The organism is Bradyrhizobium sp. 613_E4_N2_2, from assembly GCF_052075995.1.
Taxonomy (GTDB): domain Bacteria; phylum Pseudomonadota; class Alphaproteobacteria; order Rhizobiales; family Xanthobacteraceae; genus Bradyrhizobium; species Bradyrhizobium barranii.
Genome location: NZ_CP197234.1, coordinates 4,377,516 through 4,398,730, shown reverse-complemented (window position 1 = coordinate 4,398,730; position 21,215 = coordinate 4,377,516). Strand labels below are relative to the sequence as shown.

The 21,215-nt window shown below is 62.3% G+C and carries 21 protein-coding genes; 6 read left to right on the top strand and 15 right to left on the bottom strand.

The window, feature by feature from the left end; all coding sequences use genetic code 11:
* Positions 1-37: 37 nt before the first annotated feature.
* The 8 genes from AB7290_RS21090 to AB7290_RS21055 all read right to left on the bottom strand — a co-directional run bounded on the left by AB7290_RS21090 (position 38) and on the right by AB7290_RS21055 (position 7,576).
* Positions 38-229 carry a hypothetical protein gene (locus tag AB7290_RS21090; protein WP_063983274.1) on the bottom strand — a complete coding sequence of 64 codons (192 nt, stop codon included), beginning with the start codon at positions 227-229 and terminating at the stop codon, positions 38-40.
* Between the two features lie 204 nt (positions 230-433).
* Entirely contained in the window at positions 434-2,047 is a 1,614-nt protein-coding gene (locus AB7290_RS21085) for an NAD(P)-binding domain-containing protein (protein ID WP_085401514.1), read from the bottom strand.
* A gap of 682 nt (positions 2,048-2,729) precedes the next feature.
* Positions 2,730-3,419: a MarC family protein gene (locus AB7290_RS21080; RefSeq protein WP_085401515.1), complete on the bottom strand. Its 690-nt coding sequence runs from the start codon at positions 3,417-3,419 to the stop codon at positions 2,730-2,732.
* A gap of 24 nt (positions 3,420-3,443) precedes the next feature.
* Positions 3,444-3,575, bottom strand: a complete 132-nt coding sequence (locus AB7290_RS21075; protein ID WP_275552074.1) for a hypothetical protein — start codon at positions 3,573-3,575, stop codon at positions 3,444-3,446.
* A 16-nt stretch (positions 3,576-3,591) separates the two neighbouring features.
* The gene (locus tag AB7290_RS21070) at positions 3,592-3,768 is read right to left on the bottom strand and encodes a hypothetical protein (RefSeq protein WP_166096581.1); all 177 of its coding nucleotides are present in this window, start codon (positions 3,766-3,768) and stop codon (positions 3,592-3,594) included.
* A 49-nt stretch (positions 3,769-3,817) separates the two neighbouring features.
* The gene (locus AB7290_RS21065; protein ID WP_071913875.1) at positions 3,818-4,168 is read right to left on the bottom strand and encodes a phasin; all 351 of its coding nucleotides are present in this window, start codon (positions 4,166-4,168) and stop codon (positions 3,818-3,820) included.
* A gap of 27 nt (positions 4,169-4,195) precedes the next feature.
* Positions 4,196-5,059: an alpha/beta fold hydrolase gene (locus AB7290_RS21060; protein WP_085401516.1), complete on the bottom strand. Its 864-nt coding sequence runs from the start codon at positions 5,057-5,059 to the stop codon at positions 4,196-4,198.
* A gap of 9 nt (positions 5,060-5,068) precedes the next feature.
* Positions 5,069-7,576: an alpha/beta hydrolase gene (locus AB7290_RS21055; protein WP_085401517.1), complete on the bottom strand. Its 2,508-nt coding sequence runs from the start codon at positions 7,574-7,576 to the stop codon at positions 5,069-5,071.
* Between the two features lie 132 nt (positions 7,577-7,708).
* Here AB7290_RS21055 and AB7290_RS21050 point away from each other — a divergent pair, with 132 nt between their 5' ends.
* From AB7290_RS21050 to AB7290_RS21030, 5 genes are all read left to right on the top strand, one after another.
* On the top strand, positions 7,709-8,635 hold the full coding sequence (locus tag AB7290_RS21050) for an alpha/beta fold hydrolase (protein ID WP_085401518.1): 927 nt from the start codon (positions 7,709-7,711) through the stop codon (positions 8,633-8,635).
* Complete coding sequence (locus tag AB7290_RS21045; protein ID WP_085401519.1) at positions 8,632-9,228, top strand: hypothetical protein; 597 nt, start codon at positions 8,632-8,634, stop codon at positions 9,226-9,228. The genes AB7290_RS21050 and AB7290_RS21045 overlap by 4 nt, the downstream gene beginning before the upstream one ends.
* Before the next feature lie 93 nt (positions 9,229-9,321).
* Positions 9,322-9,969 carry a CoA transferase subunit A gene (locus AB7290_RS21040; RefSeq protein WP_063983266.1) on the top strand — a complete coding sequence of 216 codons (648 nt, stop codon included), beginning with the start codon at positions 9,322-9,324 and terminating at the stop codon, positions 9,967-9,969.
* A 4-nt stretch (positions 9,970-9,973) separates the two neighbouring features.
* Positions 9,974-10,624, top strand: coding sequence for a 3-oxoacid CoA-transferase subunit B (locus tag AB7290_RS21035; protein WP_071913865.1), 651 nt, complete (start codon positions 9,974-9,976; stop codon positions 10,622-10,624).
* 13 nt (positions 10,625-10,637) lie between these two features.
* Positions 10,638-11,096, top strand: a complete 459-nt coding sequence (locus tag AB7290_RS21030) for a MaoC family dehydratase (RefSeq protein WP_071913863.1) — start codon at positions 10,638-10,640, stop codon at positions 11,094-11,096.
* A 6-nt stretch (positions 11,097-11,102) separates the two neighbouring features.
* On the opposite strand, the gene fabI is transcribed toward AB7290_RS21030, so the two are convergent.
* From fabI to AB7290_RS21010, 4 genes are read right to left on the bottom strand one after another with little or no spacing between them, the layout of a single operon-like run.
* On the bottom strand, positions 11,103-11,891 hold the full coding sequence (gene fabI, locus AB7290_RS21025; protein ID WP_028147828.1) for an enoyl-ACP reductase FabI: 789 nt from the start codon (positions 11,889-11,891) through the stop codon (positions 11,103-11,105).
* The gene (locus tag AB7290_RS21020; RefSeq protein ID WP_085401520.1) at positions 11,888-13,102 is read right to left on the bottom strand and encodes an acetate/propionate family kinase; all 1,215 of its coding nucleotides are present in this window, start codon (positions 13,100-13,102) and stop codon (positions 11,888-11,890) included. Before AB7290_RS21020 ends, fabI begins: the two co-directional genes overlap by 4 nt.
* A gap of 5 nt (positions 13,103-13,107) precedes the next feature.
* A complete protein-coding gene (locus AB7290_RS21015) occupies positions 13,108-14,070 on the bottom strand; it encodes a phosphate acetyltransferase (RefSeq protein WP_085401521.1) in 963 nt (320 codons plus the stop codon).
* A gap of 29 nt (positions 14,071-14,099) precedes the next feature.
* Complete coding sequence (locus tag AB7290_RS21010; RefSeq protein WP_085401522.1) at positions 14,100-16,322, bottom strand: DUF3141 domain-containing protein; 2,223 nt, start codon at positions 16,320-16,322, stop codon at positions 14,100-14,102.
* 152 nt (positions 16,323-16,474) lie between these two features.
* Here AB7290_RS21010 and AB7290_RS21005 point away from each other — a divergent pair, with 152 nt between their 5' ends.
* Positions 16,475-16,996 (top strand): GNAT family N-acetyltransferase, encoded by a 522-nt coding sequence (locus AB7290_RS21005; RefSeq protein ID WP_085401523.1) that lies wholly within the window; start codon positions 16,475-16,477, stop codon positions 16,994-16,996.
* 350 nt (positions 16,997-17,346) lie between these two features.
* Here AB7290_RS21005 and AB7290_RS21000 read toward each other — a convergent pair whose 3' ends face one another.
* From AB7290_RS21000 to AB7290_RS20990, 3 genes are all read right to left on the bottom strand, one after another.
* Positions 17,347-17,670: a hypothetical protein gene (locus AB7290_RS21000; RefSeq protein WP_085401524.1), complete on the bottom strand. Its 324-nt coding sequence runs from the start codon at positions 17,668-17,670 to the stop codon at positions 17,347-17,349.
* A 222-nt stretch (positions 17,671-17,892) separates the two neighbouring features.
* Positions 17,893-19,743 (bottom strand): dihydroxy-acid dehydratase, encoded by a 1,851-nt coding sequence (gene ilvD, locus AB7290_RS20995; protein ID WP_085401525.1) that lies wholly within the window; start codon positions 19,741-19,743, stop codon positions 17,893-17,895.
* A gap of 201 nt (positions 19,744-19,944) precedes the next feature.
* The gene (locus AB7290_RS20990; protein WP_244623036.1) at positions 19,945-20,814 is read right to left on the bottom strand and encodes a VOC family protein; all 870 of its coding nucleotides are present in this window, start codon (positions 20,812-20,814) and stop codon (positions 19,945-19,947) included.
* Between the last annotated feature and the right edge of the window lie 401 nt (positions 20,815-21,215).

The following is a 21,215-nucleotide window of genomic DNA, read 5'->3' as shown; positions in this document are numbered from 1 at the left end:
TCAACATCATGCCTGACGTAAATTGATCAGCGTCCGATCAACGCCTGCCCTTCGCCCGCTTTCCGGACTTGCCACCTGTTCGTTCAAGTTTGCTAAGGGCGCTCTCGACATCCTTGATTGCCTTCTTGAGCTGCTTCTCGCGCTTTCCAAGAATGCTCTTGAGTTGTCTTCGCTGCTCGGCGGTCAATGTCGTAAAATCGATCACCTTCGTAAACGCGATGAAGGCCATTGCTTACCTCCCGATGGTGGTGGTCGTTAGGCCGTGATCAATATGTGCAAGGCAGTGAAACAAATATTCTCCAATATCATCGACCTATAGTCAAACGGCATTTCTTCCAGAAATACTCGATCGGCCTTCCGACCCACGGGCCCTCGTGGTGAGCGCGAGAGAAAGCGGTAGCAACTGACATCGCGCTACCACGCCGTCGTTATTTCACTTCCGCTTTTTGTTCTTGAGCCGCGCCGGTCGCGAGGTGCGCTTCGTGCGACCGAGTCGGGAAGACCTTACAGTCGGAGATTTCTCGTGGGGCCTTGATCGCTGCAACAAGGCGCGGAGCGTGGCAAACTGGCGTTGATCCAGCTGATTGGCGAAGCTCTCGAAATCAGTGGCGTCACTGCCAAGCTGGCTCAACCAGACAAATGCACTGTCCAAGGTGCGCAACTCAGGCGTCTGGTATGACAGCAGATCTCGGTAATAAGTTGCCGACTCCTCGCAAAACAGATCACGCGCGATGCCATTTACGAGCCGCCGCACTCCATATTTTATTCCCGTGATGGCCGCTCCTGATATTCCATGGCTCAGCATCGCTCCGAACGTAAAGTTGTGTAGCCCTCGCAGAAACGGAGCAGTGCCGCGGTGCCGCTCCGTGAATTCAAAGGCTTGGCCCAAATAGGGATAGCGCGCGAGGGCCTCGCTTTCCTCGCCCGATGGAGGCGTGAAGCGGTCGCGCCAAAGGGCTATTTGTTCAAAGAATAGGGCGAGCTCGGGACGCGCCGAGAGATCCGCCTCAACGCCGCTCGCAAAAATCATGAAGTCGAATTCGAATCTACGATTGCTGCTTTGAACCCTTGCAATACCGCAAGCTTCGTCGATGAAACTCCATCCGCAGTCGGGGTGCCAGGCGAAATTCTCAAACTCGCGGCATCGCCAATAAGCGTCCTGTGTAGGCGGGACCGGAAGCTCCTCAAGAATGTGACGCATGAACCGCCAGCGGTCCAGGTCCGTCAGATCGCCGAAGTGGCCCAACATACCGGCAAAATTCATCCAAGTGAGTGGATTGACCCGCGGCATCTCCGAACGGCGGAAGCAAAGGTCTACTCGCGCGGCGCCCGCCTCAAGTGCGAGAGCTGCGTTGTCAAAGGCGGATGCCCCGGCACCAAGGATACCAATGCGCTTTCCTGCAAGCTTGCGAAAATCGATATCATCGGCCGAATGTGCGTAAAGATCTGCCGACAAATGGGCGACCAGAGACTTAGGAGCGCCCCACCTTCCACTTCCCTCAAAGCCTGTCGCAAGAATAATCTTTCTTGCATACACCCGCTCAATTCCTTCGGAACGACGGAGATGGGCAAGGAAGATGCCATTCGCCGGCTCAATCAACATTAGTTCGACCTCGTTCTCAACCGGGAGGTCCAGGACGTCTCGGTACCAATCCAGATACGAGCGCCACACCTCCCGAGGGACGGTATCTATGCGACCCCATGCTCGCCGCCCAAATTTTTCCTCGTACCACGCACGCACCGTTAGACTCGGGACGCCGAAATCAATCCCAGTCACCTCCTTCGGAGTCCGCAACCGTTCCATCCGAGCGAAATTGCGCCAAGGTCCTTCGAAACCGCGCTGGCAACGATCGATGATCCTGAAGTTTGCTATGCGCTCAAGCCTCAAGCCGAACGCGATACCCAGTCCGCTCTGTCCAGCGCCGACAACCAGCACGTCCAGAACCGGCACTCCGTCCATAAATCGCGGGACGGTCCACTCCCGAGCCGGATAGTCCAAATAAGTCAGCTCGCGTCGAACGCGCTTCGTGAGTTGGGAGACGCTCATGGGACATTCCTGCCGCTGCGCTCTTGTTAGAAATGACTTTTGCCATTCGGCTTAGTTCTGTCCCATTACCACAGGTCTGATTGCAGAAAAATCGACCGCCCGACCGCCATTGGGTTTCGCACAGAGCGATTTTGGCCCGCAAGACAGCGGGCTATTATTCTAGCGCTCACTCAAATGCTGATCCGCTCGACGATCGAGCCATCAGTTGCCTCCGATCGCGAGACACGCAACATCGACAATCAACGCGCCTATCGGTGACGATCTGAGCGTCAATCGACTGAAAGACTCAGGCTAGCTCGCCCATCAGGTAGCCTCATAGCGGCACGCTTAGCCGCGTTCCTGACGAAGTCCCCTGCCCGCCCAATCGGCGTAGTGCCGAATTTGCGAGGGTCCATTCGTAGCTCGTCACCGTAGCATTGTACGCGAGCTCCGCGCGGATCGTCAGAATTTGCAATGAGTTCAACTTCTTGGCTAGCGTTGTTTGGAGGAGCGGTGACAGATCACTGACCGCGGCTTTTTGACCGTGGGTTCAGAGGACGGTTTTTCCTGAGGAATGGCTGGAAGGCTCAAACCGCTCGAGGTAGAGCGCCAAACGCCGATGGAGACGGACTCTACCTGATCATCACCGGACCAACCTCGGAGTCGCATTGGCCGATTGGTGTTGCGGTCGGCGCGCTTCTATCTATTGGATAGCGCGCGGAGCGCTGTCCAATATGGACCGCGCGACCTCGGAAACGCCGGTGAGGATGATCTGCACGCCGATGCAGAGCAGCAGGAAAGCTGACAATTTCGTCACCACGCTGGTGCCCTCCTCGCCGAACAGGCGCGCCATTGCGCTCGATTTCCGGTAGGCGTGGTAGATCGCCGCGGTGACGGCGAACGCCACCAGAAGTGAAACGATCGATGACTGGAACATCGCATCGAGGCTGCTGGTGCGGCTGATTCCGATCGCGATGGCTGTCGCGATCGTTCCCGGCCCGGTCGTCAGCGGAATTGTGAGAGGAAAGAAGGCCATGCGCTTCATGGTCGCATGATCGGGGGACGAGACCTCGTGAGGCCCGGCCGGGCCCGAGGGCGCGTTGAGCATGGACCAGCCTGTCGCTGCGACCACGAGGCCGCCGGCAATCCGAAGCGCCGGGATTGTCACGCCGAAGAAGTTGAGGATCTGGCTGCCCAGAAACAGCGACACCAGCAAGACCACGAAGGCATATCCGGCAACCCGCAGCGCAAGGCTCGCGCGCTCGTCTTCAGAAAGACCTCTCGTCTTGTCGAGGAAGATGAAGGCCAGTCCGTAGGGATTGATGATCGCGAACAGCGCGCCGAAGCCGAACAGGAAATCGGCAACGAGCCCCGATGTGGCGATATCACGCATGCTGCGCCCGCTCCGCTCTTCGGCTTACGGGCATGTGAAGCCGGGCGCTTTGAAATCGGCCAGATTGTCGAGCGTCTTGCGCAGAACCTCGAACAGCACGGCCGACCAGCTGTTGGCGACACGGACCAGCATGCCGACGAAAAACCGGGGCATCATCCGATGATACCGGATCTCACTTGTCCTTGCCGGGTGATCGCTCAAGACGCGATCTCTGCGCGCGCATGCGCTTGATCTCCTCCCTGAGCGCCTCGGCTTTTTCGTCTCGTTGCTCGCTCGCCGTTTCCAAGGGTTCGTCGCGAAGCAACTTCTGGAGTGCCTTTTCGACAGAAAGCTTGTTGGTCTCGGCCATACCAGACCTTTCTGACGCTACCGCGTCTGTCAGTACCGTGGTTGCAGTCTCAGCTCTTCGGACTGAACATGCCGCCGGCCGCCTTCATCGCCGCCTCACCCATGGTCTTGGTCTGGTCGGTCAGGGCCCGCATCTGCTCCTGGAAGAAATCGGCTTGAAGCTTGAGCGCGTCCTGGACATCCTTGGCATGGATCAGCTTGTCGCTGAGGTCCAGGGTCGCTGTGACATTGCGCTGCATGAAACTGCAAAACTCCTTCGCCTGGTTCGCGATCGGCAGAGGCGACGAACTGATCCCCTTCTCCAGCATCTCGAAATAGTCCGCGTTGGCCTTGCGCAGGCGGCCAAGCGCCTCGGTCAGCGCCGCACGGACGTTATCTGCCGATAGATTGATCTCTGCCATGACGTCTCTCCCTTCAGGTGTTAGCAGTTACGCGGTAAGTCCACCGAACCAGGCGCCGAAATAGCCGGCGTAGAGCGCGGGTACTTCGAGATTCATCGAGTGCCCGACGCGAGGCACGATCACGAGACGGCAATCCGGCATCGCATCGGCCATGACGTGAAGATCGGCTGGCAGAATCCAGCCGTCCCATTCGCCCCATAGCACCAGATGCGGATGCTTCAGCTCCGGCATGCGGCGCTCGAGCTCTCTGCTCTCTCTTTCCTTCGTGAGGTTGACCGGCGTCCCGATCCAGATGCCCTCGGAGACGCCAAAGGTCTGCTCGATGATGCGGTCGAATAACGCCTGGATGTCCTTCAATCCCTCCCGAAATCGAGGCACGGCGTTCGGCGCCATGCTCTCGGGCACGAACAGCGAGGACGCCGCCGTCGCCATGATCGTCCGTGTCAGGTCCTTGCTCGCCATCATCGCCCGAAACAGGCCGATTTGATCGGCATTGAAAGCCATGCCGAGCGGCGTCACCGGATCGAGTGCGAACACGCGCCCGAAACGCTGCGGCTGCATCAAGAGCATGCGGGCAGCGATGATGCCGCCGGTCGAATGCGTCGCGAGATGGCAATAACCGATGTCGAGCATATCGAGTGCCGCCAGCATGTCCTCGGCATGCTGCTGCATGGAGTAGTTCGAATAATCGGCGGCAGGCTTCGGCCGGTCGCTGTCCCCGCAGCCGCGCCAGTCGATGGCGATGACGCGCAGGCCCGTTGGAAACAAGGGCGCAGCCAGCTCGATCCAGTCCTTGCTGGCGAGATTGCCATGGATGAAGACGACGGTCACTTCGCCTCGGCCCCACTCCCGCCAGCCAAGCTCGATTTCACCCGCCTGCACCCGTGGCATAGACCGATCCTATTTGTTGAGACCGGCGGTTGGTGCCGCACCGGGAGGTGTCGGCGCCACCGGCAGGGCGGATACCACGGAACCCTTGATCATGCGATCTGTGCCGAGGGGCGATGAGGTGTCGACCGTTCCTTTCGTGACGAAGTCCACGACGTCGGCGGAATATTCCACCGGATTGTCGGTATGGATGAAGTGCCCGGTCTCCGGATAGATTTTCAGAATCGGCCGGTTGCCCGCATTGGTCATGCGCGTCATGAACGGCGTGATGACGTCGCGTCCGAGATCGGTCAGCCCGTTGAAAGCCGGCGTCGGGATGAACGGCTCCTTGTCACCGAAAGCGAGGAAGATCGGCGCCTTGATCTGGGTAACCCGCTCGTAAAGGTTCTTCGGATCATCCTGCTGGAGCTCGGCCCCGATCGTGTAGATGTCGAAGATGAAGACGTTGCACCACTGTTCGAGCTCCTTGGGATTGCCCTTTGTAAGCCCGACGCGCTGCTCGGTATGGAAGCGCGCATATTCGCTGTCGCTGAAGAAGTAGCCGCTCTTGGCCGCCGACACCACGCCGGTGTCGGGGTCGCGCTTCTTGAAATAGAAGAAGTCGCGAATGCCCTGCTCGTCGCGGGCCTTCTCCGCCGCCAGGATGCCGGTCTGGTCCCAGATCTGCTTCCACTTGTCGAAGTCGCGACCGAGTCCCGGTTGGAACAGAGGTGCCTTCTTGTCTTTCGCGATCGTAATGTCGCGCGGGTATTCCTCGAGCCCGGATGGTGCTTCGAGCGCGAGGCCCTGCACCGCATCCGGCCAGGTCAGGGCGTACCCCGTGACGAACTGACCGCCCAGCGAGTGGCCGAGATAATAGGCTTTCTTGACGCCAAGCTGGTTTACGACGAGATCGTAGATGACCTCGCGCATATCCTGCATGGTGCGCGCCGGGCTCTTATCGAGATTACCGGGCCCGGACATGCCGTAGTTCGGCAAGTCCGGCACGATCACACGCAAGCCACTCCGCAGCGCATATTGCATGATGTTGCCATAGTGCCCGCCGAATGCGCCCTTGCCGTGGATGATGACGAGGACCTTGGGATCCTTGTCGGTGCCGGCATACTCATCCATGTAACCGATCTGCCAGGTGTTGCCGATCTTGTCCTTGGCGTTGGCGTATTTGACCGGATAGGGATAGGTCACGAAGTCCTTCCAAAAGGACTTGCTCGGATCGATGTTTTCGGCGACGCCCGGCACACGATAATTCTTGTCGACGAACATCCTCGCACGATCGAGAGCCGCGACGTCGTCCATGAAGGCGACGAACTTCGGATCGTTCTTGCGCTGGTTGATGATTGGGAACACGCCGTAATGTGCGACCGGGCTCTCCTGCGCGATCAGGTCCGCGCCCGGCACGCGATCTACGGCCTTCTGCGCCAGCTTGAAGTTCAGCCAGAGGTCGTTGGTGATGTGCATCACCAGTGTGCGCGACTGGATGCGGCCGAGATATGGATTGATGTTGTGGGTCTCACCGACCCGGTTGCGCCAGACGAGATCGACGGCGTCATAGAGCTTGGCACGGTTGGTGACACTCAGACCGGCCTTCTCGTTCGGCGGATCCCAGTAGAATATCTCGGGCTGGACCGCGGCCCAGTTCTGGGTCGTGCGGAAGCCGAAGTCGTAGCCCGTCATGCCCAGAATCGACCAACCGAACGCCACACCCGGCATAGGGTGCTTCTCCTTGGGCAGATTGTAGTAGTCGCCCTTGGTCGCCTGCCAGACCGGATCGCCCTCGATCGCGGCCGTCATCATCTGGAAGGTCCAGTTGCCGACGGGGTCTTCACCGTCCGACTGCGTGGTGCCGCCGATCGGCATCAGCGCGCCGATATATTCGGGATGCATGACCCCCCACACATAGGTCTGGGTGCCGCCCATGGAGACGCCCGTGACAAGCGCGACGCGCGCGACCTTCAACTCGTCGCGCAGCAGGCGGTAGTTCGCCTGCACCATGTCGTAGTAGCTGTACTGCGGAAACTTGATGCCGAGGCCGTCGGACGGTTTGCTGGCGCCCCACGTCCCGAGCGGGTCGACCATGATGACGTAGTAGCGGTCGGTGTCGATCGGCCGTCCGGGGCCGATGATCGGGACGCCGCCCGACAGGGCCGCGCCCTTGACCCACTGTTCGTACATATCGGTGGAATCGCCGGAATAATAGGAATTGATCACGACCGCGTTGGTGATCTCACCGGCGGCATTGCGCCGCGCGTTGCCGATCGCGATGTATCCGGTACGCAGCTTGCCTGCCCCGAGCGATTCCAGCGTCACGCCGCCCTCGCCGCCATTCTCCCATTTGGAGGGATTGGCCAGGTCGTACTTGCCGCCAAGCCGGAAGTTCGCGATCTCATAGGTCTTTTTGAGCCCGTCATGCTGCATCTGCGACGAGCGCCGCGTGAACGGCTGGGCGACCGCGAGCGCGGCGCCGAGCAGCAATAACATCAGGCTGACGAGGCAACGCTTGAGTGCGCTTCTCCCGTTCATGACGAACTCCCTCCTGGCGGTGTTTTGCGCGAACGCTAGGCTGGACCTCCTCCTGAGGCTTGATTTAGCTCAATGGAATCCTTGAGCCTGCGTTGAGGATCGTGGTCATCGTCACGCTGGCCGGTCCCCGCAATGCCCTTCCTCAGTCATGGCTCATATCGTATCCGCTATGAGCTCGACGGACCGGCGAATGCGCCTGCCTATGTGCTGGTTAACGGTCTGACGCAGTATTCCGAGCTTTGGGGCGCGTATCGCGACACGCTAATCGCACGGCGGTTCCGGGTCGCTACCTTCGACCTGCTCGGCCAGGGCGTCTCCGACAAGCCCGCGCTGTTCATCGATCAGGACGACCACATCGCCGTGCTGCATCGCCTGATCGGCGAGCTTGGCGACGGTCCGGTCTTCCTCAGTGGCATCAGTTTCGGTGGCCTGATCGCGTTGCGCTATGCCATCGAGCATGGCGCGCGGCTGTCGGGCCTTGTGCCGATGAGCTGCTTTGCCGAGCTTTCGCCACAACTGCTTCTGATCGGCAACGCCTTGCGCACCGGCCTCATCCTGGGCGGCACCGGCTACCTCCAGGATCTGCTGCTGCCGATGAACCTGTCCGACCAGTGGCTGAAGCCGCTGCTGGACAAGCTCGACAGCGTGAAGCGGCAGGGCTGGCTGGTCAACGACGTGTACGCCCTTCAGAACCTGATGGAGTCTTTCCTCGACTTCAAGCCGCTGACGCCGCAGCTCTCCTCAATATCCGTCCCGACCATGATCCTGAACGGCGAGTTCGACTTCCTCACGCCGCGGGCGCTGCACGAGACGTTGCGTGTGGAAATTCCTGACAGTGCGCTCGTCATCATTCCGAGGGCCTATCACGCCTTCACGCTCGAAAAGGCTGCCTTAACAGCCGACCTGCTGGCGCGCTTCGCCGAGGACGTGTTGGCTGGCCGCTGGCAGGGCAACAAGCAGGTCTTGATCGCGCCGGAAGATGCCGGCGGAGACTTTTCGCCGTTTCCCGCCGGCTATGACCATCTGCGCGCGATCCCGGTGCACAGGCCAGCGACATGAGCGCGTTCTTCGGACCGTTGCAAGCCGACGGGCGCGTGCCGCCGCGCCAGCAGACGCGGGTCGCCGCGTTCCTGGTTTCTGCGCATGGTGCGCTGGCACGGCAACTCGCGGTCGCCCTGCCCGCGAGATTCGATGCCGCCTGGCAGACCGAATTGAACGCGCAGTTCTATCGCGAGAGCGAGATCGTCTCGCTTCTCATGCGCGCGACCGCCTGGGTCCCGGACCTCGCGCTGGGCCCGATGGCGGCATCCTGGGAGATGGCCTGGCTCCCCGCCCCGATCGAAGGCATCGCCGATCACACCCGCGCGCAGACCATTCACCTCGCGACGCTCGCGCATGCGGTTCATGCCGGGATCCGGCCGGCGGCCCTGCTGCCGACGGAAGCGAACGCGAACGATCCCTTCGTGATGGCGCTGCGGCGCATCGAGTTCGAGAGCGGTCGGCTGTTGCAGGCGCAGATTCTGTTCCTGAAGGGCCCAGACCTCCTACCTTTCCGGGATGCCGTCAACGCGACGCTCGAACGGCGGCACGCCGAGGTGCGCAGACTCTGGCACGAGACCCTTGCAGGCGTCGGCGTTGGCCTGCGCGAATGACCCGGCAACCTTGACGCAGATCAAAGCCGAGAGTCTGCCCGCCCCCAACATCGATCCAGTATTCACCTGCGCCTGCCGACCGGAGTTCCGCCCATGAAGGCCGTTTCCGTCGAAGAAGCCGTTGCGATGATCCCGGCCGGTGCGAGCGTCATGGTCGGCGGCTTTATGGGCGTCGGAACCCCGGAGCGCCTGCTTGACGAACTCGTGCGGCAGAACAAGACCGGCCTGTCTCTGATCTGCAATGACGCCGCTACTCCCGGCAAAGGCGTCGGCAAGCTGTTCGACGCTGCGCTGGTCTCAAGGCTGACGGCAACGCATATCGGCCTCAATCCGAAGGCGCAGCAGCAGATGCTCGCGAACCAGATCGCCGTCGATCTCGTGCCGCAAGGCACCTTCGTCGAACGCATCCGCGCGGGCGGATGTGGCCTCGGCGGCGTGCTGACGCCGACGGGCGTCGGAACGCTGGTTGCCGAAGGCAAGCGTCAGATCGAGGTGGATGGCAAGCCGTTCCTGCTGGAGACGGCATTGCGGGCGCAGTACGCGCTGGTTCACGCGTTTCTCGCCGACTATCTCGGCAATCTCGCTTACGCACTGACCTCCCGCAACTTCAACCCGGTCATGGCGATGGCTGCCGACACGGTCATCGTCACTGCAGAGAACATCGTGCCCGTCGGTGTCATCGCGCCCGATCACGTCGTGACCCCGGCGCCGCTCGTCGATTACCTCATTACCAACGGGTGAGATCATGGACCCGCAGATCATCATCGCCCGACGCGTCGCCAGGGAGTTGAAGAGCGGAAACCTTGTCAACCTCGGCATCGGCATTCCGACCCTGGTTGCGAATTACGTTCCGGCCGATTTGAAAGTCTTCTTTCAGTCGGAGAACGGACTGATCGGCACCGGGCCGATTCCCGAACAAGGCATGGCGCATCCGACGCTGACAGACGCCGGCGGCCGCCCCATTAGCGCGCTCCCGGGTGCGGCGACCTTCGACAGCGCGATGTCGTTCGGACTGATCCGCGGCGGCCATGTCGACGTCACCGTGCTCGGCGGCCTCCAGGTCGATGCGCATGGGCTTCTCGCCAACTGGATGATCCCAGGCAAGATGGTCCCGGGCATGGGCGGGGCGATGGACCTCGTCAGCGGCGCCAAACGGGTCATCGTCGCCATGCAACATGCCGCGAAGGGCAAGTCGAAGATCGTCAAGACATGCAACTTGCCCCTGACCTCGGCGCGCCCGGTCCATCTGGTCGTGACCGACATGGCGGTCATCGGTTTTGCGGACGGCAAGGCGACGCTGCTCGAGACCGCCCCCGGTGTCAGCGTTGGCGAGGTTGTGGCGGTGACAGAGGCCGAATTGGTCATTCCTGACAACATCCCGGAAATGACGATCTGACGAGGTCACGACCATGCGGATATTCAGCGACTTCAACGAGATCAAATCCGCGGTCGGCACCGAGATCGGCGCGAGCGACTGGATCGAAGTGACCCAGGATCGGATCAATAAATTCGCCGAAGCAACCTGTGACGAACAATGGATCCATGTCGACCAGGACCGCGCCAGGAAGGAAGCGCCCGGCGGCACCACCATCGCTCACGGCCTGCTGTCGCTCTCGCTTGCTCCGCTGTTCATTCGATCCGTGATGGGTTTGAAAGGGCTGCGCAATACGCTGAATTACGGCGCGGATCGCATCCGGTATCTGGCGCCGGTGCCGGCCGGCTCGAAGCTTCGCGGCCGGGTCACCGTGGCTGAAACCGAGGACGTGCCGCCGGACGGCTTGCGCGTCAACTATCATCTCGTGATCGAGATCGAGGGCGGCAAGAAGCCCGCTTGTGTCGCCGAGCTGATCGCCCTGCACTATCGCTGAGTGCGCTCAGTCGATGATGTGATACCCGCCATCGATATAGAGAACGCCCCCGGTGATCAGCTTGGCGCCATCTAGCGCCAGGAACGCGGTGGCATTGCCGACGTCGTCGATGCTGACCAGGCTGCGCGCCGGCGCTTTGGACTGCGCCTTGTCCATGAGCTCGTCGAACTCCGGGATACCTGACGCCGCGCGCGTGGCGAGCGGGCCGGGCGAGATCGCGTGCACGCGGATGCCCTTTGGGCCAAGTTCGGCGGCCGCGTAGCGGACGGCCGCTTCAAGCGCCGCTTTCGCCACGCCCATGATGTTGTAGTTCTCCACCACCATCTGGCTGCCATAATAGGTCATGGTGAACATCGTGCCGCCGTTCTTCATCAGCGGCTCGGCGAGATGCGCCATGCGCAGGAATGACCAGCAAGAGACGTCCATCGTCTTAAGGAAGCCATCGCGGCCGACGTCCACCACGCGGCCATGGAGCGCCTCCTTCGGCGAGAAGGCGATCGAATGCAGCAGGAAATCGAGCTGTCCCCATTCCTTCGTGATCCGCTCGAACACCGCCTCGGTCTGCCCCTCCGTCATCACGTCCAGCGGCATGAAGATCGGCGCTTCCAGCGCCTGTGCCAGCGGTTCGACGTGTTTCTTGGCGCGATCGTTGAGGTAGGTGACGGCCAGATCGGCCCCAAGCGCACGAAATGCCCTCGCGCACCCCCAGGCGATGGACTGGTCGTTCGCGATGCCGACGACGAGGCCCTTCTTGCCCTTCAGGGCAACCTTTGTATCCGGGAACACGGGGATCATGACACCCTCTCTTGCCTTGGATTGGTCGATTGTCCGTTCATCAACAGCGACAGCGTATGCTGTGCGATCATCAGTTCTTCGTCGGTTGGCACGACGTAGACGGGGATGCGGCTGTCGGAACGCGAGATCAGCCTGGAATTGCGCGCGTTCTCGACGGGATCGAGCGTGCCGCCGAGCCATCCGAGCTGCTCGACCACGCGCGCGCGAATGTTCGCCGAATTCTCGCCGATCCCGGCCGTGAAGACGAAGGCGTCGAGGCCCTGCAAGGCGGCCGCGAGCATGCCGGCACTGAGACCGATCCGGTAGACGAAATAGTCGACCGCGAGCTTCGCCTTGGGGTCGGCGCTCGCCTCCAACTCGCGCATGTCATTGCTGACACCGGAGAGCCCCTTCAATCCGCAGTCGCGATAAAGGAAGTTCTGCACGTTTGAGGCGGACATCCCTTTCTCGGAGATAAGATAGATCACCACTCCGGGATCAATCTGCCCTGGACGCGTTCCCATCGGGAGGCCATCGAGCGCTGTGAAACCCATGGTGCTCTCGACGCTGCGCCCGTCCTTGAGCGCGCACATCGACGCGCCGCTGCCGAGATGGGCAACGATCACGCGCCGCTTCGCGATATCGGGCGCCACGCCCGGCAGGGTCCGGGCGATATATTCGTAGGACAGCCCATGAAAGCCATAGCGCCTGACACCCTCGGCATGAAGCTGATGCGGAATAGCATAATGGTCGGCGACGGCATCATGCGTGCGGTGAAATGCGGTGTCGAAGCAAGCAACCTGCGGCAGCGTCGGGAAATTCGCCAGCAGCGAACGGATCGGCGCCAGATTGTGGGGCTGGTGCAGCGGCGCCAGGGGCACAAATCGTTCGAGACGGGACACGACACCGTGGTCGATCAGTACCGGCCGCGAATAGTCCGGCCCACCATGCACGACCCGGTGACCGACCGCGATCGGCGTGACGCGAAGTTCGTCCCGCAGCCAGTCGCCGGCAACGGCCATCGCCGCCGGAACATCAGGCACAGCCTCGATCGGATAGGCCCGATCGGCCATCGGATCGCCGCTCGGGCCACTTGCCCGCAGACGCGGTCGGCTGCCGATACCGTCCATCTGTCCCTTGATCTGACGACGAAGCGCACAGTCGCCTTCGATCGCATAGACCTGAAACTTCACACTGGACGAGCCGGCATTGACGACGAGGATCGTATCCATGGCGATCACGCGGCAACCGTCGGCGCCTTCTGGCGCCGGGCATGAGCATAGAGCGCGGCGACCGCACAGGACGCCATCCGCGCACGTGGCGAATCCGCGCGCGAGGTCAGCACGACGGGCACGCGCGCACCGAGCACGATGCCGGCGCCATCGGCCTTGGCGAAATAGGCAAGGTTTTTGGCGAGCATGTTGCCGGACTCGAGGTCCGGAACCATCAGGATCTGAGCCCGCCCGGCGACCTCGGATGTGATGCCCTTGATCCGCGCGGCTTCCAGATCGATGGCATTGTCGAAAGCCAGCGGGCCGTCGAGGATGCCGCCGGTGATCTGGCCGCGATCGGCCATCTTGCACAGGGCCGCGGCTTCGATCGTCGAGGGGATTTTCGAGGTCACGGTCTCGACGGCAGACAGAATCGCCACCCGCGGCGTCTTGCCGAACCCTGCCTGATTGTAGAGGTCGATCGCATTCTGAATGATGTCGCGTTTGGCGTCGAGATCGGGGAAAATGTTGATCGCCGCATCCGTCACGAAGATGGTCTCTGCATAGGCAGGCACATCCATCACGAAGACATGGCTGATACGCCGGTCGGTGCGCAAGCCACCGGTCTTGGCCGTGACGGCGCGCATCAATTCGTCGGTGTGCAGGCTGCCCTTCATCAACAGCTCGCCTTTGGCGGCATGGATGAGCTCGACGCCCTTGGCCGCGGATTCGTCGCTGTGCGCGGCATCAACGATCTCGAAACCGGACACATCGAGATCGCACCGGGCGGCAGTATCCTTGATCTTCCGCTCGGGCCCGACGAGCACGGGCCGGATAATGCCGGCGCTTGCGCTATCGATGGCGCCGCGCAGCGAGGTCTCGTCGCAAGGATGCACCACGATGGTCGGCGTTGGCGGCGCGCCCTTCGCGGCCGCAATTAAGCGATCGTACTTGCTACCGGGTTGGGTTTGCGTCGTGTCGGCCGACATGATGTCACTCCCGATCCTGCCAATCCGCGTTACGACGCCCGTGCCTTGGGATCGAAAGGGGCGACGTTCGATGTCAACTCCGCCTCTCCGTCCAGACCGAACAGCGCGGCGACGCGCTTCAGGCGATTGGCCCGCTCGCCGGTGATGTCCTCACTCGCCGACAGCACCTCGCGCATCGCCACGAAGGCCGCACGCCGCTGGCTGGTGTCGTCGGGCAACAATTTCGGGATCGCAGCGAGAGCACCTTCGCGATCAAGAAGCAGTATGAAGAACTGCTCACGCACCAGCTTCTTGAATTCCGACAGCGTCATGCGGGCGCCGGCATGGTCACGCCGAACCTGCCGCAACGCCTCGATGCTGCGCTCATCCACCATGCCGCGTGCGGAGCCAACATAAAGCAGCGCGCGGAGGGCCGCTTCGCGGAGCCCGCCCTCAGCGATGTGCGATTTCAGCTCGGCGATCCGTGCCGCGAGCATGGCGCGATGCTCCAGCGACATCTCCCGGTGGCGCGAGGGCACGGAATTAGGGTCGACGCCGACCGCGGCCTGGAGCAGCGGCGAGCCGTAGAGGTTGAGGAAGACGGCCTCGCTCAGCGCCTCCTGCGCATCGCGCCAGCTATCCAGCGTGTGCACGATCTGCTTCGACATTTGTTCCTGGAATGCCAGGAATGGATTGTCCTTTGAAACCGGCTTGCGGTCTGTCTCGACACGATCTGCAGCCGATTTGACCGTGGACATCCAGGGGTTCTGGCTGCTGAACGCCTCGTATTGCAGCCGCAGCGGATGCATGTTGCGGGCCCATTCCGCGAGTTGGGGCGTCACCATGCCCTTCACCCACGGCCGCAAGAATTTTTGATAGGCCGCGAGATTGAGCTCCGAGACACGCTTGGCCGCAGCGAAGCGCCGCTCGTCCTCGGGCGAATTTCCGCCCATCGCGCGGATATCATCCAGCGTGCGGGCCTCGCAGCGCATCACCCACTGGCCTGCCGCAAGATCCGCATTGAGCGTCTCGTTGCCACGGGCCTCGAACGTGGCTTCATAGAGCCCTGGCGGCAGCACGTCGATCAGGTCGATGTTGCTTGAGAACTCAGCGTGCTCCTTCTTGGCCACACCGCCGGATACGAAGATGCCGAGATGGCCGATGCTCTCGTGAACGGTATAGACGATGGTCTGGCCATAAGCTCTGATCTCGTCGACGTCGGCGTAGCAGTCTAGGATCCAGTCCAACGCCTGCTGCGGCGGGGTGACGTTGTCGCCCTTGGAGCAGAACACAACGATCGGCGAACGAATGTTGCGCAAATCGACCTTGCGGCCGTCGGACATCTCGATCTTGCCGGCTGCGAGATTGTTGCCGATGAAGAGCTCGTCGACGATGAACTGGATTTCCTCAGCATTGAGATTGACGTGTCCGCCCCACCAGCGCTCGAAATCGAGATAGCGTTCCGCCTCGCTATCGACCTTGGAATAGACGTTGTACTGCTTGGTCCAGAGCGTATTCGACGGGTTCTGGTTCTCGAAATTCTGCACCAGCCAGGCGCCGTCGAATTTGCCGGCGCCGAGATCGCTCGTGAGTGCCGTGAGCCAGCTTCCGCCCAGCAGGCCGCCGGAATAACGCATGGGGTATTTGCCATGCACGCCTGCCCAGTAAGCCAGCGGCGCACCAGCGATGATCAGCGGCCCGAATAATTCCGGCCGCAGTGACGCCAGGATCATGACGGCCCAGCCGGCCTGACAATTGCCGATCACGCAGGGCTTTCCGTCGGCGTCCGGATGACGGCTGATGACGGTCTCGATAAAGATGGCTTCCGCGCGCGCAATGCGTTCGATGGTCTGCCCGGGCATCGGCTCCGGAAGGAAGCCGATGAAGTAGCAGGGATGCCCCGCCTTCATGGCGACGCCGATCTCGCTATCGGCCTTGAAGCCGCCGATGCCGGGTCCATGGCCGGCGCGCGGATCGACCACGACGAACGGACGCCGGCTCATGTCGATCTCAACATCCTTCGGCGGAACGATGCGCACCAGCGCGTAGTTGACCGGTTCGTCCAGCTTCCGGCCGTCCGTGATCAGTTCGGCGGCATATTGCAGGACGTGCGGCGCGGTCTGGGCGACGTGCTCGCGGTACTGGTCGCCGCGCTGGCGCATGATGTCCAGGAACAGGACGCTACGCTGTCCCGCATCGACCATGTATTCCACGGCCGAGGCGACCAGCCCCGACATTGGGCCATCAGGCAGCTTTAAGTCTTTGATCGCCATGTTCGACCTCGTCGTCGCGCGAGGTCATTCAATTAAGGTCGGCGGTCGCTGACGTTGATTTAGGTCAACGGTTGGCGACGGTGTTCGCGTCAATCGGGATCGACCAACTGCCCCGCGGGGGCGCGCCGCAATCGGGCCGCGGGAGAGCTTAAGTGCCGGATGCAGCAAATTACAGCCGCCAGGAGAGACTACGCGACGGACGATTGGTCGATATCCGGGCGCTTCGTCCCGAGGATGAGCCCGACATGCTTGCCGCGCTCGAGGAGACCAGCGCTCAATCGCTCCAACGCCGCTTCTTTGTGACGAAGCGTCATTTTTCCGAACGGGAACGCGCTTTCTTCATGGAACCCGATTTCAGAAACCACGTGGCGCTGGTTGCGTGCACGGAAGAGGCGAACCGCAGCATGATCATCGGCGGTGGTCGCTATGTCATATTCGAGCCTGGACGGGCCGAAGCAGCTTTCGTCGTGATCGATGCCTGGCAGGGACGTGGCGTTGGCGGGCTGCTGACGCGCCATCTGATCGCTATCGCCCGCGAGGCCGGATTGACGGAGTTGACCGCGGAAGTGCTACCGGAGAACGCAGCGATGCTCCGCGTCTTCGACAAGTTTGGCTTCAAGCCCGCAACGATCCGCGAACCCGGTGTAATTCACATGGCATTGAAGCTGTCCTAATACGCGGCCGGCACGGGAGCTTTAGCATCGAGAGAAATGGCGGCGGCGCGTCGCGCCACCGTCCGTTGGTACCGGCACCTCCAAGCGCGCGCCCTCACCCCAAGCCTGAATTTTCCGCCGCACGTGATCTGTCAGGCGAGCGTCAGCCTGTTCGTCTAGCTTCGCAACATGTCGGCCGCCGACACACGCCGCCCCTCAGCAATCCCGGACACTGGCGACACCGCCCAGGGCGTCGCTGGTTGCGAGGCCCGGTTGGATTCGCGTCCATTTGCGGGCCTCGTTTGCTGGTGCGCAAAAGAAAACGGCGCCCCGCGAGGAGCGCCGCATGGAATTGTCGTAGCTGCGTTGGCTCAGTAGCCGCAGGACGCGCAGCCCATCTGCACTGGCGCGTAATAGGAATAGCCGGGCGAAACCATCTCGACGCGCTGGCGCGTGGCGTATTGCGGCGGGATGCGTTCGTACTGGACGCTCGGCGGTGCCACCATCACGGTCTGCGGCACCATCACGGTGCGGTACTGCGCCGCCGTGCGGTGTGCGACGGTTGCGCCGGGCGACACCATCACGGTCTCGTCGACGGTGCGGTATTGCGGCTGCACGTATTGCTGCTGGTAGCAGGTCTGGCACGGCGGCGGCGCGTAGCAATTGTAGCAGCCGGCAGAGGCCGCGCTCGTCATGGAAATCGCGGCGACGACTGTTGAGATAACGATAGCGAGAGTACGAGACATTGTGGTGGTGCCCCAGTTGCCCAAAATGGATTTGCGAAGGTCGCGAGCAGTATACGCTGCAACATCCCAAGTTGCCGAACTTCGTCGAGGCATCCTTAATGCGAACGGCCGGCTTTCGCCGGCCGTTCAGAACTTGTTGACCATGCGCGCGAGGCGCGGACGGTACAGCGCTTACTTCGTGCGCCGCTTTACCTCACGCACCGCACCGCGTGCGGCGCTGGTGGTGAGTGCTGCGTAAGCCTGAAGCGCGGTCGAGACGTTGCGCTTACGGCCCGTCGCCTGCCAGGCGGCATCGCCCTTGGCCTCTTCCGCCGCGCGGCGCTTGGCGAGCTCCTCATCGGAGACCTCCAGGCTGATGCTGCGGTTCGGGATGTCGATGGCGATGCGGTCGCCGGTGCGCACCAGACCGATGTTGCCGCCTTCCGCCGCTTCCGGCGACAGATGGCCGATCGAGAGGCCGGACGAGCCGCCGGAGAAGCGTCCGTCGGTGACGAGCGCGCAGGCTTTGCCGAGGCCCATCGATTTCAGGTAGCTGGTCGGATACAGCATCTCCTGCATGCCGGGGCCGCCGCGCGGACCTTCGTAAATGATGACCACGACCTCGCCGGCGACGACCTTGCCGCCCAGAATGCCTTCAACGGCCGCGTCCTGGCTCTCGAACACGCGTGCCGGGCCGGAGAACTTCAGGATCGAGGCGTCGACGCCCGCGGTCTTCACGATGCAGCCGTCCTGCGCGAGGTTACCGTAGAGCACGGCGAGACCGCCATCCTTGCTGAAGGCATGCTCGAGGTTGCGGACCACACCCTTCTCGCGATCGCTATCGAGCTCGTCGTAACGGCGCTCCTGGCTGAAGGCGACCTGCGTCGGGATGCCGCCGGGCGAAGCGCGGAAGAACGTGCGGACAGACTCGCTCTTGGAGCGCTTGATGTCCCAGCGCTCCAGCGCGTCGTTCATGGTCGGCGCGTGCACGGTCGAGACCGAGGTGTCGATCAGGCCGGCGCGGTCGAGCTCGCCCAGAATGCCCATGATGCCGCCGGCGCGATGCACGTCCTCGACATGGACGTCGGCGACCGATGGCGCGACCTTGCACAGCACGGGTACGCGGCGCGACAGCCGGTCGATGTCCTGCATGGTGAACTCCACCTGCCCTTCATGGGCCGCCGCCAGCAGATGCAGCACGGTGTTGGTCGAGCCGCCCATCGCGATATCCAGCGTCATCGCGTTCTCGAACGCCTTAAAGTTGGCGACGTTGCGCGGCAGCACGGAGGCATCGTCCTGCTCGTAATAGCGGCGCACGATATCGACGATGGTGTGGCCGGCCTCGACGAACAGGCGCTTGCGGTCTGCATGGGTCGCCACCACCGTGCCGTTGCCGGGCAATGCGAGGCCAAGCGCTTCGGTCAGGCAATTCATCGAATTGGCCGTGAACATGCCCGAGCAGGAGCCGCAGGTCGGACACGCCGAGCGCTCGATCACCTTGACGTCCTCGTCGCTGACCTTGGAGTCGGCGGCCGCCACCATGGCGTCGATGAGGTCGACGGCCTTGGTCTTGCCCTGCAGCGTGACCTTGCCGGCCTCCATCGGGCCGCCCGAGACGAACACGGCGGGGATGTTGAGCCGCAGCGCGGCCATCAGCATGCCGGGCGTGATCTTGTCGCAGTTGGAGATGCAGACGAGGCCGTCGGCGCAGTGCGCGTTGGCCATGTATTCGACGCTGTCGGCGATCAGCTCGCGCGACGGCAGGCTGTAGAGCATGCCGTCATGGCCCATGGCGATGCCGTCATCGACCGCGATGGTGTTGAATTCTTTGGCGACGCCGCCGGCCTGCTCGATCTCGCGCGCCACGAGCTGGCCGAGGTCCTTGAGGTGGACGTGGCCGGGCACGAACTGGGTGAAGGAGTTCACGACCGCGATGATCGGCTTGCCGAAATCGGCATCCTTCATGCCCGTCGCGCGCCAGAGGCCGCGGGCGCCCGCCATGTTGCGGCCGTGGGTGGTGGTGCGGGAGCGATAGGCTGGCATGGCGGTTTCCGTCCTCGGTTGGGTCAGCCGGGCGGAAAAATGGAAGCCGCCTCAGGCCTTTCCGGCCGGATAGCGCACGGGCTGGGCGCGCGCAACGGGAACTTGCCCCGAAACGGCCCGGATCGGCCCCGCGCAGGCCTCCCCTGCTCCCGGCGCGGGTTAATGCAGTGTCGCGCCAGCGCCGGACGGACGCTGCCGTAGCTAGCGCTTCGGCTTGGGCAGCACAATTCTCCCCTGGGAGGCAATGCCGCCCCACTTGGCGGACCACCCGACTTCCGAGGCCGAGAATGGCTCGATGCCTGCATGCCCCTGGGCACCCTGCAGCGCAAACAGGGCGCCCTGGGGATCCACACATCGTGCGATCCAGCAGCCATCAGGCAATTCGATCGGACCCTGGAGGATCCGGCCTCCACCAGCATTCACATGCTTCGTCGCAGCGCCGATGTCGTCGACATTGAAGTAATGCAGCCAACATGGCTGCGCTACGCTCGAAAGTTTCGTCAGCATGCCGCCGACCGTTTGCCCCTCCGCCGAAAACAATTGATACCAGTCCGCTGGATCGGTTTGAGCGTCAGCCTTCTGCCAACCAAACAGTTCTCTGTAGAAATCGAAGATCACGGTCCGGTCGGCGGCCAATAGCTCATGCCAGCCTACGCGCCCCGGCTCGTCCAGTCGGCCCGGTTTCCATCGGCCATATGTCGGTTTCTCGATCAGCCCGAACGTCGCTTTCTGCGGATCGGCAGCGACTGCTATTCGGCCAATATTGGTGTCGGTCGGCGGCACAAAGATCGTGCCTTCGAGACGCCTGATCTGCGCGGCAGCCCCGTCCAGGTCGTCGACAGCGACGTAACCCATCCATCTCGGCGTTGCCCCTGATCTCCGCCCCTCGTCCGGGATGTCCATAAGGCCGCCCAGCGGGGTGCCGCCGCTACGAAGCACCGTGTAAGGCAGTTCCGGAGTCGATTCATCCGTCACGCCCCAGCCGACGACCTTGCGATAGAATGCGCCCGCCGCCGCGACGTCCGTGGTCAGCAGCTCGTACCAAGCGAAACGTCCGAGTTGATCCGCCACGCCGATCTCTCCGTTCAAACCTGGAAGCGATTGCGGCACTGCACCAAGTAGCACGCGCACCGAGAGCGTGGATCGTTGACGCGGCCGTGCCGATTGCCGTTCATGAAGATGAATACATCCCGAACGTGCAGCGCCGCGCTTTTGTGCGCGTAATTGTTGCCCGCGTTATTTCCTGGGCGTAGACTTACCGCGGCTGGGATACTTCTTGCAATGCTCGGAGGTTGGACCATGCGGCAGGCGAAGAAGACTTCTAAAGGGAAGAAGCGAGTAAGCAAAGTCGCCGTGCCGGCGTTCGGAGCCGCAGGGTTGACGTTCTCGCTGGCGGGAGGCGCATCGGCGTCCGCCGTGCCGACACCCGACGTACAGCAATTGCCGCACCTTGGAACGGGCCAGGCAATCAC